At 54.9% G+C, this 13,389-nt stretch carries 12 protein-coding genes; 7 read left to right on the forward strand and 5 right to left on the reverse strand.

Annotated features, from left to right (window positions below; all coding sequences use genetic code 11):
- Positions 1–19: 19 nt before the first annotated feature.
- The 4 genes from dxr to frr all read right to left on the reverse strand — a co-directional run bounded on the left by dxr (position 20) and on the right by frr (position 3,367).
- Positions 20–1,186 carry a 1-deoxy-D-xylulose-5-phosphate reductoisomerase gene (gene dxr, locus AC5EFR_RS05350; RefSeq protein ID WP_493574917.1) on the reverse strand — a complete coding sequence of 389 codons (1,167 nt, stop codon included), beginning with the start codon at positions 1,184–1,186 and terminating at the stop codon, positions 20–22.
- A 5-nt stretch (positions 1,187–1,191) separates the two neighbouring features.
- Positions 1,192–1,962 carry a phosphatidate cytidylyltransferase gene (locus AC5EFR_RS05355; RefSeq protein WP_493574918.1) on the reverse strand — a complete coding sequence of 257 codons (771 nt, stop codon included), beginning with the start codon at positions 1,960–1,962 and terminating at the stop codon, positions 1,192–1,194.
- Positions 1,959–2,684, reverse strand: a complete 726-nt coding sequence (gene uppS, locus AC5EFR_RS05360; RefSeq protein WP_493574919.1) for an undecaprenyl pyrophosphate synthase — start codon at positions 2,682–2,684, stop codon at positions 1,959–1,961. Before uppS ends, AC5EFR_RS05355 begins: the two co-directional genes overlap by 4 nt.
- Before the next feature lie 119 nt (positions 2,685–2,803).
- Positions 2,804–3,367, reverse strand: a complete 564-nt coding sequence (gene frr / locus AC5EFR_RS05365) for a ribosome recycling factor (RefSeq protein WP_493574920.1) — start codon at positions 3,365–3,367, stop codon at positions 2,804–2,806.
- 261 nt (positions 3,368–3,628) lie between these two features.
- On the opposite strand from frr, the gene AC5EFR_RS05370 reads away from it, so the two are divergent.
- The gene (locus tag AC5EFR_RS05370) at positions 3,629–4,501 is read left to right on the forward strand and encodes a GlxA family transcriptional regulator (RefSeq protein ID WP_493574921.1); all 873 of its coding nucleotides are present in this window, start codon (positions 3,629–3,631) and stop codon (positions 4,499–4,501) included.
- Between the two features lie 4 nt (positions 4,502–4,505).
- Here AC5EFR_RS05370 and pyrH read toward each other — a convergent pair whose 3' ends face one another.
- Complete coding sequence (gene pyrH / locus AC5EFR_RS05375; protein ID WP_493574922.1) at positions 4,506–5,255, reverse strand: UMP kinase; 750 nt, start codon at positions 5,253–5,255, stop codon at positions 4,506–4,508.
- A gap of 104 nt (positions 5,256–5,359) precedes the next feature.
- Between pyrH and miaA the strand changes: the two genes are divergently transcribed.
- The 6 genes from miaA to AC5EFR_RS05405 all read left to right on the forward strand — a co-directional run.
- Complete coding sequence (miaA, locus tag AC5EFR_RS05380) at positions 5,360–6,262, forward strand: tRNA (adenosine(37)-N6)-dimethylallyltransferase MiaA (protein WP_493574923.1); 903 nt, start codon at positions 5,360–5,362, stop codon at positions 6,260–6,262.
- Positions 6,259–7,155 carry a helix-turn-helix domain-containing protein gene (locus AC5EFR_RS05385; protein WP_493574924.1) on the forward strand — a complete coding sequence of 299 codons (897 nt, stop codon included), beginning with the start codon at positions 6,259–6,261 and terminating at the stop codon, positions 7,153–7,155. Before miaA ends, AC5EFR_RS05385 begins: the two co-directional genes overlap by 4 nt.
- Before the next feature lie 240 nt (positions 7,156–7,395).
- Positions 7,396–9,066, forward strand: coding sequence for an ABC transporter substrate-binding protein (locus AC5EFR_RS05390; RefSeq protein ID WP_493574925.1), 1,671 nt, complete (start codon positions 7,396–7,398; stop codon positions 9,064–9,066).
- A gap of 119 nt (positions 9,067–9,185) precedes the next feature.
- Positions 9,186–10,271 (forward strand): ABC transporter permease, encoded by a 1,086-nt coding sequence (locus AC5EFR_RS05395; protein ID WP_493574926.1) that lies wholly within the window; start codon positions 9,186–9,188, stop codon positions 10,269–10,271.
- A 10-nt stretch (positions 10,272–10,281) separates the two neighbouring features.
- On the forward strand, positions 10,282–11,472 hold the full coding sequence (locus AC5EFR_RS05400) for an ABC transporter permease (protein ID WP_493574927.1): 1,191 nt from the start codon (positions 10,282–10,284) through the stop codon (positions 11,470–11,472).
- Between the two features lie 98 nt (positions 11,473–11,570).
- On the forward strand, positions 11,571–13,389 hold a 1,819-nt coding region (locus AC5EFR_RS05405), incomplete at its 3' end, for a dipeptide ABC transporter ATP-binding protein (RefSeq protein WP_493574928.1).

Below are 13,389 nucleotides of genomic sequence, written 5' to 3' on the forward strand. Positions count from 1 at the left end.
GTGCCGGTTGTCCGGCTGTTTATTGCGACATAACCCTGTCCGCACTTTGCCGCGCCAGAGCATCCGCCTCAGCGACCTTATCAAGGTTAATCTCGGCAGGATTATGGCTGGCAAAGTGAGAAAGGTCACTCAATACCTCTTCGACAACGACAGCCATTCGCGGGAACGTGATTTGCTCTGCTATAAACGCATCAAGCGCACGTTCCTTGGCGGCGTTGAACACCGCGCCCATCAAACCACCGGCTTCCATGACCTCGCGTGCCAAACGCAAGGCGGGCCAACGGGTTTCACAAGGGTCGCGAAAGGTCATTTGGCCCAGCTTGATCAGATCGAGCCGTTCCACAGGGAGCGATTTGCGGTGCGGATAGTGCAAGGCAAACCCAATGGCATGGCGCATATCCGGGGCACCGACATGGGCCATCAATGCGCCATCGTTAAAGCCAACAAGCGCATGGATCATCGATTCCGGGTGGACAACCGTTTCAATCTTATCCGCCGAGACACCAAAATACTCTTTGGTTTCAATCAGCTCCAAGGCTTTGTTGAACATGGATGCGCTATCAATGGTGATGCGCTGGCCCATGTCCCAATTGGGGTGGGTCGCCGCTTGGGCCGGGGTCGCTTTGGCAAGATCTTCGATTGGCCAATCGCGAAAGGCCCCGCCGCTCGCTGTGATGACAATGCGTTCGACGGTGGCCAAATCTTCGCCAATCAGGGCTTGAAAAACAGCACTGTGTTCGCTGTCGACCGGAAGGATAGTTGTGCCATGCGCTTGCGCTGTTCGCATGATCAATGGCCCAGCACAGACAAGGCTTTCCTTGTTGGCCAAAGCCAAGGTCGCGCCGGTTTGCAAGGCCCGCAGCCCCGGTTCCAAACCTGCCGCACCGACAATGGCCGACATCACCCAATCGGCCGGACGGCTGGCTGCTTCGATCAAGGCCTGCCGACCGGCCGCTGCCTCTACACCAGTTCCGGCCAAAGCGTCACGCAATTCCGCAAGGCGATTTTCATCAGCAGTCACAGCGATTTGCGCGCCAAGCTTAATCGCATCGGATGCCAGTTGTGCAATGTTGCGTCCACCGGTTAGCGCCACAGTGTCATAGGCGTCCGGCTCACGAGCGATCAGGTCTATCGTGCTTTGCCCGATAGACCCCGTTGCGCCAAAAATGGAAATACGTCGCGTCATGGAGGTTAGAAAACCATATAGACAAGTAGGACCATCGCAGCCCCAACCACGCCATCAAACCGGTCCAGCAGTCCGCCGTGGCCGGGGATGAGGTTGGAACTGTCTTTGACGCCAGCCCGACGTTTCAAGGCACTTTCGGCGATGTCGCCAAGTTGGCTTCCAAAGCTCATAATCATCGCAGTCAAGATGAAGAGAGGCCCATAATGCCCAGTCAGATAACCCAAAAGCCCGATGACCCCGGCGGCGAGCCACCCGGCGATCACCCCGGACCAAGTTTTCTTGGGGCTAAAGCGTGGCCAGAACTTGCGCCCGCCAATGGACTTCCCGGCGAAATACCCCGCAACATCGGTCGCGATGACAATGGCCAACAAGAACAAAACCGATTTGGGTGACGCCATAAACAGACCCGCTAAAAGGTTGCCAGTCAGCAAAACCGCCAAAACATAGGGCGCAAAGAGGTGCATGTCTCGCTTGACACAAAGGGTCAACAACGCAGCAAGCACCAATGTCGCACCAAAGGCATATTGCGCCAATATCCCCATGAAAATCGGATAAGTGGTGTAAACCATTGCCGTTGTCGTCGCAGCCATGATCTCAGGCAACATGGGGAAACGCGGTTCATGCATACGCGCCAATTCCCAAACCATCAGCCCGGTCGCTATCGAAATCAGAATAGCAAAATAAAACGAGCCAGCCCAAGCCGCCCCTATGGCGAGAGCCAACATAACGATGGCTGAAATCACCCGAGGCCCTAGATCACGCCACTTGTCGGTCATGCGTTTACCCCTCCAAACCGTCGATCACGTGCCCCATAGCCATTGATCAAGCGGGCAAATTCCTCGGCGGTGAAATCCGGCCACAAGGTGTCGATAAATTCATATTCCGCATAGGCCGATTGCCACAGCAAGAAGTTCGAAATCCGAGCTTCGCCGCTTGTACGAACCACAAGGTCCGGATCTGGTAAAACGTGGGTATCCAGATACTTAGGAAGGGTTTCTTCATCCACATCCGCAGGATCGAGTTTGCCGTCGTGAACGTCCTGCGCCAACCGGCGTGTCGCACGGGTCACCTCATCGCGCCCACCGTAGTTAAGAGCAATCGTTAAATTGGTTCCGGTGCATTCCTCAGTGATCCGTTCCAGATCGTCCATCAATTGGATGAGCTTGGCATCCAAACGCACCCGGTCTCCGATAAAACGCACCCGGACATTGCGGTCCCTCAGGGCTCGGGTTTCTTTGGAAATATAGCGACGAAACAAACTCATCAAGCCGGCGACTTCGACTTGGGTGCGCTTCCAGTTCTCTGTCGAAAACGCGAATATCGTCAAGTATTTAACACCGACATCGGGGCAAGCTTCGACCACTTCGCGCACACGTTTTGCACCAGCATGATGCCCAAACAGACGCGGACGTCCCCGATTGGTCGCCCAACGGCCATTGCCGTCCATGATAATCGCCACATGGCGCGGGCCAGTGCCGTCACGGAGCGGTTTTGCCATTGCATCGTCCTTTGTTTATTCAAAACACTTGCTTTGGGCGACCCTGCCCCCAAAAACGCGAAAGAGGCAGCCTAGCGCCGCCTCACGCTCAAAGGCGGCGGATTAGACCGCCTAGCCTCTTAGATCTGCATGATCTCTTCTTGTTTATTTTCAAGTGCTTCATCGACCTTCTTGATGTATGCATCGGTCATTTCTTGCACTTCGCCTTCCCAAAGTTTCTGGTCGTCTTCTGACATCCCGTCATTTTTGGCTTTCTTGATCTGATCCATCCCATCGCGACGCACATTGCGCACAGCGACCCGGGCATGTTCAGCGTACCCACCGGCCACTTTGGTCAGCTCACGGCGTCGCTCTTCGTTTAACTCAGGGATCGGCAGCATGATAATTGTGCCGTTAAGTTGCGGATTGATGCCCAATCCGGATTCGCGGATGGCCTTTTCAACTTTGCCAACCAACCCTTTGTCCCACACATTGATGGTGACCATGCGGGGTTCTGGAACGTTCACTGTACCAACCTGATTGATGGGCGTCATGGAGCCATAGGCATCCACCATCACCGGCTCAAGCATTGAAGCCGATGCGCGACCGGTCCGCAACGAGGCGAATTCCGTGCGTAAATTGGCCATAGCACCGTCCATACGGCGGGCAAGATCATCAGTGTCGAGTTCGAAATCTTCGGACATGGGCCCTCGGTCTTCTTCTTGTTTTCGATTGCTTTGGTTCTATGCGCTCGCGTTCAGAATGTATAGGCGAGATGACGTTTCATTTGCCTGCTGGCTGATTTCTTTGGGGGAATGTGGCCCCTCCCCGTCGCAAAATCGCCATGCCGAAAGGGTTCATTTACCTAATTCCGTCATCACTAACCCCACCGACATACGAGCTGAAACAACCCAATGCACATCTGCCTCATCCTCGCCCCCGGCTTTCCGATACTCACCTATGTAATGTTGCGTGAAGTTGTCAATCGCGCCAATTCCTTGGCCGGGCGACCATTGTTTACCATCGAAATTAGAACAGTGACCGGCGCGCCCGCACCCTCGGTCGATGGCCTTGAAATTGCCCCCGACCGCACAGATTGGGAAGATCCACCGGGTTGGGATTTGGTGGTGATCTGTGCCGGGGATCAGCCTTTGAAACGATTGCCCATGGGACTGCGCGGTTTTTTGCTACGCGCCCAAACCGCCGGAGGAACATTGGCCGGGTTTGACGGCGGCATCACCGTATTGGCCGCTCTTGGCCTTCTAGATGGGTATCAGGCGGTCATCCCAATTGCCCCCTCCGAAGAAGAGGTCGAAATTCTGGGCCGTGTCGCCCCCTCTCAGCAAATATTTTGCTTTGATCGCGGCCGCTTGACCGCCGCAACGGGACTTGCCGCCGGTGATGCGATTTTGGCGTGGGTGGCCCGCGTTCATGACCCCGATATCGCGCGTAAGGTCTCAGATGCTTTGTCGTTGGGGCGGTTCAGAAGCGACGGTGATGCCCGCCACTTGCCCCAGGCGCAAGACCCGGTCCTATCGCGCATGCAGTCGATCATGGTCACACATCTTGGCGATCCTCGCCCGATGGATCAAATCGCCTCAGATCTAGACCTGAGCCCAAAACAGCTGCGGTTGAGATGTCGCAAAGGGCTTGGTCAAACCCCTACTCAAGTCTATCTAAAACTGCGCCTTGAGCGGGCCGAACAACTCGTGCGCGACACCGTGCTAAGCGTCGAAGACGTGGCACAGGCAACCGGCTTTGCGTCGCCATCCGCCTTTACCCGCAGCTTCAAATCCCGCTATGGCGCACCACCGCGTATCATGCGTCAAAACGCCTAAACGCTTAACCGGTAACCCGTGTGTAGGTGCCTTTTCCGGCCAAAATTCCGCGAAACCCACCGGGTTCGTCCAATGGGAAAACAATCAAGGGCAGGTTGTTGTCACGGGCCAAAGCAATGGCAGATGCGTCCATAACCTTAAGGTTCTTGGTCAGCACCTCATCAAAGGTCACGTTGTCGTAACGTTTGGCATCGTCGTGTTTTTGCGGATCTTTGTCATAAATCCCATCAACGCCATTCTTACCCATAAAGATCGCCTCACAGGCCATTTCATTGGCCCGCAAAGCAGCCGCTGTATCAGTTGTGAAATAGGGGTTTCCGGTGCCTGCCGCAAAAATGCAAACCCGCTTTTTCTCAAGGTGGCGCACGGCGCGGCGGCGAATGTAGGGCTCGGCGACTTCATCCATACGGATCGCGCTGATCACACGACAAAACACGCCCATTTTCTCCAAAGCGGATTGCATGGCTAGGGCATTCATGACCGTGGCCATCATCCCCATGTAATCGGCCGTGGTGCGTTCCATCCCTTGCGCACTGCCGGAAAGACCGCGGAAAATATTGCCGCCACCGATAACCATGCAAATCTCAACGCCCATATCGTGAACAGATTTCACCTCGCGGGCGATCCGCTCAACCGTCGGTGGGTGCAGGCCATACCCCTGATCCCCCATCAAGGCTTCGCCGGAAATCTTCAACATTACACGATTAAAGGTGGTTTCTGCTGTGTCGCTCGCGGTCATGTTGCGCTCCGTCATGACTGGGGGATATGATCGGGCGCATATTTGGCGCAAAACCGGGCTGGCCGCAATGGCCAGCGGTGGAAAAACGGCCAAGATTTGAGGCAGACGGAGCATATTGCATGAGCGCGCAAGGCGATGACGTCATCGCACAGCTTGACCCGGCCAAGCCGGTCTTGATCGCAGGTCCAACGGCCAGCGGCAAATCGGCTTTGGCTTTGGCCATTGCCGAAGCACAAGGCGGTGTGATCATCAATGCCGATGCCATTCAGGTTTTCGACGATTGGCGCGTTTTGACGGCGCGCCCATCATCCGAGGATGAACACCGCGCTAAACATTTGCTTTACGGTCATATTCCAGGAGATCAAGAGTATTCGGTCGGCCATTGGCTGCGCGAGGTTGCGCCACTGCTCAACAGCTCTGAGCGCCCGATTATTGTCGGAGGGACTGGGTTGTACTTTAGCGCGCTGACCCAAGGGTTGGCCGATATTCCGGCAACCCCACCCGACGTTCGGGCCGCGTTTGAAGCACGGCTGGCACAGGATGGCTTGGCCGCTTTGGTGGCAGAACTGGATGAACAAACCCGCACCAGAATTGATCTACAAAATCCGGCGCGCGTTGGCCGGGCTTGGGAGGTGTTGCAAAACACCGGGCGCGGTATTGCCGACTGGCAAGACAGCACCCCGCCGCCCTTGTTGCCACTAGACCAAACCCATCCGATTGTTTTTGACGCGCCCAAAGACTGGCTCACTCCCCGAATTGAACGTCGGTTTGGCCTGATGATCGAGCAAGGAGCCTTGGACGAAGCGCGCGCCAATCTCGACGATTGGCACCCCACCCTGCCGTCGGCCAAGGCCATTGGAGCCACCGAATTGATCACCCATCTGCGCGGAGAAATGACGCTGGAAGAGGCCTGTGAACGCTCAACGATTTTGACGCGGCAGTTCGCCAAACGCCAACGCACATGGTTCAAGGCCAGAATGAAATCATGGGCGCTTTTCTCTCCACAGGAGATAGGCGCATGAAACCCCCGGCGTTTTTGACCAAACCGATGCCACCCGCCCCCACCGTAGCACCGGTGGCATTGGATCAAATCCGTCCGTCGCTCCCCATCATCGAACAGGATCCAATCAAGGCGGGCTCCCTTGCATTGCTTACCCAGGTCAGCCCATGGCGTTACACTCTGTTGCATGACCGCCCTGACAACGTTTTGATTTACCTAACACGCGGGCAAGGCGTGATATTAGTCAACGGGGTGCGACGCGGTTTGATGGCCAACCAGGCAATGTATTTGCCCGCCGGGACCTTGTTCGCCATAGATTTCCCCAAGGCTGCCCAAGGGTTGATGATGCAAAGTCCCGCCGGGTTAACCAGCCGCATGCCGCGCGAATGCTTGTACCTACGGGTGCGGGACAGTCTCGCACAGGCCGAAATCATCTCGGAAATAGACACGATGGGCCGCGAGTTGATGCACAACCGCCCCCTGAGAGACGAAGCGCTTGAGGCACATGTCCGATTGATCGCCGTTTGGCTGCATCGCCAAGTTCAAGCCGGTGCCTGCGAAGCCTTTCAAGACAACGCGGCCTGCCGGTTAACCCAACGCTTTGCCCAACAGGTCACCCGAGACTTTTTTCGCCCCATGGGCGTTGCGGATTTTGCCGAACAACTTGAGGTTTCGCCAACGCATTTGACCCGTGTCTGCCGGAAATCCTGTGGCAAGACCGCTGCGGATTTTCTGGCCGAGCGTAAGCTTTACTCTGCGCGGCTCGCACTGACCGAAACAAAAATGCAGATCAAGGACCTCGCCTTTGCTCTCGGGTTCTCATCTGCGGCTTATTTCACCCGATTTGTTCAAACCCATTCGGGCCTATCGCCCTCCTCTGTGCGCCGCCAATCCTTGCAAAACCCGCGCCTTTAGCGTCTTTCAAAATTACGAATTGCTATTTTCAAACCTTGAAATAGACGTTTTGACCACAGGGCAATGTAGCGTTTACGACGTCAGGCGTCGAATTCAATCATTGACCTTACAAGATATCTCGGGCGCTATGGAGCCAAGGGGTGTCATGACAGCTATGCAATCCGAGGACTCGCTTCGGTTTAGCCGTTAGATAGAAAAATCGACATCCTACATAAATGAATAAGTCTTAGGGAGAAGACGATGACTTTCCACTCACCAGCCAACGGCGCCCATCCGGTAGCAAACATGTATGCCGCCGAATTCAAAAACGGTGATATGGACCGCCGCGAGTTTTTGGCCCGCTGTACAGCATTGGGTTTGACGGCAACCGCGGCCTATACGCTCGGCGGATTGACACAGCCAGCCATGGCCGATGGTCACGCGCAAAAAGGCGGCACAATCCGGATGCAGATGGAAGTCCGTGCCCTCAAAGATCCGCGCACCTATGACTGGACCCAGATCGCGACCTTTACCTCGGGTTGGCTTGAGTATCTGATCGAATACAACAATGACGGCTCTTTCAATGGTATGCTTTTGGAGAGTTGGGAAGCCAATGAAGACGCCACCGAATACACGCTCCATGTCCGTAAAGGTGTAAAATGGAACAACGGCGACGATTTCACCGCCGAAGATGTCGCGCGCAACATTGCCATGTGGTGCGACAAGGAGGTCGAGGGCAACTCGATGGCTGGCCGTATGTCGAGTATGATCGACCCCACCACAAACAAGGCTAGCGACGGCGCAATCACCGTCGTTGACAGCCATACCGTCAAGCTAAAAACCAACGCGCCGGACATCACAATCGTGCCCGGCATGGCCGATTATCCAGCTGCCATCGTGCATTCAAGCCACAACCCGGCCACCATGTATGAGAACCCAATTGGCACCGGTTTCATGAAACCCGAAAGCCTCGAAGTTGGGGTCAAAAGCGTATTGGTGCGCAACGAAGACCACGAATGGTGGGGCTATGCCGCGGGCAAAGGCGGCCATGTCGACCGGATCGAATTCATCGACTACGGAACCGACCCGGCGGCCTTTGTTGCGGCCTTTGACTCAGAGGAGATTGATCTCAACTGGGAATCGGTGGGCGAATTTGTCGACGTGTTCGACGGTCTTGGGCTTGTCCGCTCCGAAGTTGCCTCGGGCTTTACCATCGTTATCCGACCCAACCAATTGGCCGAAGATGGCGATGGCAACAAGATTTATGGCGACAAACGTGTGCGCCAAGCCCTTGCCATGGCGGTCGACAATGCGATCTGTTTGGAACTGGGCATGTCCGGTTACGGTATTGTTGCCGACAACTGCCATGTTGGTCCGATGCACCCCGAACATGACGCCAGCGTCGCCCGTCTTCCCCATGATCCAGCCAAGGCCAAGGCCTTGATGGATGAGGCCGGCATGGGCGACTATGAGCATGAGCTGCATTCAATCGACGATGATTGGCGCAAGAACACCACCGATGCGGTGGCGGCTCAGCTGCGCGACGCGGGTATCAACGTAAAACGAACGGTTCTTCCCGGCTCGACCTTCTGGAATGATTGGGTGAAGTACCCGTTCAGCTCGACCAACTGGAACCACCGTCCGCTTGGCACCCAGGTCTTGGCGCTGGCCTATCGCTCGGGTGAGGCCTGGAACGAATCTGGCTTTGCCAATGCCGAATTCGATTCCCTTTTGGCCGTAGCCAACTCTATCGCGGATGCCGATGCGCGCCGTGCCGTGATGGCTAAAATTCAGGCAATCATGATCGATGAAGGCGTAACGTTGCAACCGTACTGGCGCACCGCTATTCGCCACACGCGCGAAGGCCTTATTGGCGTGGACAAGCACATCTCGGACCTTCCGCAACTTTACAAATGGGCGCTCGAAGCCTGATCTAAGTATATTTAGGGCGCGCCTTTTGGGTGCGCCCTTTTTCGTCCTGAGCCAAAACAAGAGACGCATGCGCCCGATATTTCGGTCAGATTTGTGTCCAGCCACCAACAGGGGCACCTATGGGACTATTCATTCTTAGGCGTGTCGGGGTCATGATCCTGACGGCGCTTTGCCTAACCTACATCGTCTTCTTTCTAACCAACCTCTATCCGAACCTCGAAAAATTGGCCAAAACCCAAGGCAATTTTCGCATGTCAGATGAGGCTGTTGCCAGCTGGTTAGGGGATCGCGGCTATTTGCAATCCACACCCAAGAAATACGCAGAATGGATAGGTCTCGTGCCTTCCTTTCGGCATGTGGACGAGGATGGCTCGGTCAAAGGCCGATGTCTCAAACCCGGAATGAAGCCCGAAGACGCACCCCAATATTGCGGGATCCTGCAAGGCGAATGGGGCTGGTCCTCGGTCTCCAAGGCCCCGGTAGTTGAGGTTTTGGGCCCTAGGCTTGCCAACACCGGTTATTTGATGATGTGGGTGATGATTGTCATGGTCCCCAGCGCCTTGATCATTGGTGTTTTGGCCGGGATGCGCGAAGGGTCGGCAACCGATAGAACCCTTTCCAGCGTGTCGATCCTCTCAACGGCGACGCCGGAATATGTCTCCGGTGTGATCTTTATAGCCTTGCTGGCCTCCTCTAAATCACCGCTGAACCAGTGGTTGGCGTCCAATGATTGGATTGAGGGCAAGGCGCTCTTCAAAGGCTCTGCTGCTAAGGCAATGGAAAGCCCGTCGCTTGAAAATTTCACCCTGCCGGTGTTGACCATCGCGCTATATGGCATGGGCTATATCGCCCGCATGACCCGTGCGTCGATGGCCGAAGTCATGACGGCGCAATACATCCGGACCGCCCGCCTTAAAGGGGTGAGCTTTGCCAATGTTGTGATCAAACACGCGTTGCGCAATGCGCTTATCGCGCCGTTTACGGTCATCATGTTACAAATCCCTTGGCTGTTGAACGGGGTGGTCATTGTTGAAACCTTGTTCCAGTACAAAGGCTTGGGATGGGAACTTGTCCGCGCGGCGGGCAACAATGATATCGAAATGCTTTTGGGGATTTCGGTGGTTTCGGTGGTCGTTGTTCTACTGACCCAGCTGATTTCCGATATCGGCTATGTCTATCTCAACCCTCGCATCAGCGTAACATAAGGAGGCGCTCATGGATCCGTTAAGCTGGGGCGCCATTGTCACGCAAATCTTGATCCAGTTCACCCCAGTTTGGGTGGCTCTGATTGTCCTATTCGTGGTCTCAATCCGCTACAAACGGCGACTTGGACTTTATGGAAAACTCTTTGACAGTCTGGTTGGCATGATCGGCTTTGCGCTGGTGATGTTCTGGGTCTTTACCGCGATTTTCGCCGGGGTTTTTGACCTGATCAGCACCCATGACCCGATTGCGCAGATCTCAGGCATGAAGAACAAAGTGCCCGGCACACCGGTGCGTGGGGCCGAAGAGGGCGAGTTTGCCCATTATTTGCTGGGGGGAGACAAGCTCGCGCGTGACGTGTTTACCCGTATGGTTTTGGGCAGCACCGTGGTGATTGCTATTGCGCCGCTGGCAACTCTATTTGCCTTTATGGTCGGGATCACGCTTGGACTGCCGGCGGGTTACTATGGCGGGCGACTTGATACCGGACTTAGTTTTCTGGCCAATCTTATTCTCGCCTTTCCGGTTATCTTGCTTTTCTATCTACTGGTCACGCCTGAGATTGTCGCAACCGGATTGCCGCAATATATGGCCGTGGTTTTATTTGTCTGTCCCGTGGTGTTTTTTGCGGTGCTGATCCATTCGCGGTTTCGAACGCAACCAAGCAAAAACATGTTTTGGCTGGCAGTTGTCTTGGTACCGCTGGGTCTATTGTACCTGTCGTTGATCAATGAGAGCGGATCCAAAATTGACTTCTGGCCTCTGGATATGTTCGACATCCCTGGCGGCACGCTTGTGGTTTTTGTGTCGGTGGTCTTTGTCAATTCACCCACCGTGTTCCGGATCGTGCGCGGGCTAACGCTTGATATCAAAACCCGTGACTATGTCGCCGCTGCGCAGACACGGGGCGAGCGCCCGTGGTACATTATGCTTTGGGAAATCTTACCCAATGCCCGTGGTCCGCTGATCGTCGATTTTTGCTTGCGCATTGGCTATACAACGATCCTTTTGGGAACCTTGGGGTTCTTTGGGCTAGGGTTGCCGCCCGAAAGCCCCGATTGGGGATCAACCATCAACGAAGGGCGCAAGCTTTTGTCGGTATATCTGCACCCTGCCCTTCCGCCTGCTTTGGCTTTGTTAAGTTTGGTTCTAGGGTTGAATCTATTGGCTGATGGTTTGCGCGAAGAATCTTTGCGCGATTGATGAGAGGGACGGACCGGGGGCCCGCCCCGGACCCCCGGAGTTTATTTGGCAAGATGAAAGCCCAAGGCCCCATCCTGCCGCCCGCGAGGGAGACGCATATGACCTATGACTATGATGGACCGATTTTGGAGATTGAAAATCTGTCGATTTCCTTTTTCACCCGGCTGAGGGAAATTCCGGCGGTGATGGATTTTTCCGTCAATGTCATGCCCGGAGAAGCGGTTGGGTTGGTTGGGGAATCTGGCTGCGGAAAATCCACCGTCGCGCTTGGGGTCATGCAAGATCTCGGCAACAATGGTGAGATTGTTGGTGGCACAATCAAGTTCAAAGGTCGCGACCTTAGTTTGATGAGTGCCGAGGAGCTGCGCGATATTCGCGGGTCTGAAATCGCGATGATTTACCAAGAACCAATGGCCAGCCTGAACCCGGCGATGAAGATCGGCAAACAATTGATGGAAGTGCCGATTGTGCACAAAGGCGTGTCTAAAGAAGACGCCTATGCGCGGGCCTTGCAGGTTGTGACCGATGTGAAACTGCCCGATCCAAAGCGCATATTGGACAGCTATCCGCATCAGCTTTCTGGCGGGCAACAACAACGTATCGTGATTGCGATGGCTTTGATGGCGGAACCATCGTTGTTGATTTTGGACGAACCCACAACTGCGCTTGACGTGACGGTTGAGGCAGCCGTTGTCGAATTGGTCAAAGAGCTTGGCAAGAAATATGGCACCTCGATGCTGTTCATCTCTCACAACCTTGGATTGGTTTTAGAGACCTGTGATCGGCTTTGCGTCATGTATAGCGGCGAGGCGGTTGAAACCGGCTCGATTGAGGCGGTGTTTGACCATATGCAACACCCCTATACGCAGGCGCTCTTTCGCTCTATTCCCCTTCCGGGTGCGGACAAGACTGCCCGTCCCTTGGTGGCTATTCCTGGCAACTTTCCGCTCCCTCATGAACGACCGCAAGGGTGCAATTTTGGCCCGCGTTGCGATTATTTTGAGGCGGGCCGCTGTGATGCGGCGGACATTCAAATGGCTCCTGCACAAGGGGATCGCCATACATCACGGTGTTTGAAGTTCACCGAAATAGATTGGAACGCCCCGATTAGCCATGGAGAAACCGTCGATAAACCCCAGCCTGGTCCGGTGGTTTTGAAGATGGAGAATCTGCGCAAGTATTACGAAGTTGCCGCCAATGCGCTTTTTGGAAACTCGGGTGAAAAGAAGGTCGTCAAAGCCAATGAAAGCCTCAGCTTTGAGGCCAGAGAGAGTGAAACACTTGCAATCGTCGGCGAATCCGGCTGCGGAAAATCCACATTTGCCAAAGTTTTGATGGGGTTGGAAACCGCGACGGACGGTCAGATTCTATTGGACAACCGCGAAATTCAGAACACTCCGATTGAGTGGCGCGACACCGGTACAATCGCTGATGTTCAAATGGTTTTTCAAAACCCCTTTGACACTTTGAACCCGTCAATGACCATTGGGCGACAGATTATTCGTGCGCTTGAGATCTTTGGCGTTGGCACGACGGATGGTGAACGGCGGGATCGCATGTTGAAGCTGCTTGATTTGGTCAAGCTCCCTCGTGCCTTTGCCGATAGGATGCCGCGGCAATTGTCAGGTGGTCAAAAACAGCGCGTTGGAATCGCGCGGGCCTTTGCGGGGGACGCCCGCATTGTTGTGGCGGATGAACCGGTGTCGGCCCTGGATGTTTCGGTCCAGGCCGCGGTGACTGATTTGTTGATGGAAATTCAGCGTGAACACAAAACGACGCTGCTTTTTATCAGCCACGACCTGAGCATTGTACGCTATCTCAGTGACCGGGTGATGGTGATGTATTTGGGGCATGTGGTCGAACTTGGAACAACAGATCAAGTCTTTGCCCCGCCATATCACCCCTATACCGAGGCGC

It is taken from the genome of Pelagimonas sp. (genome assembly GCF_058892305.1).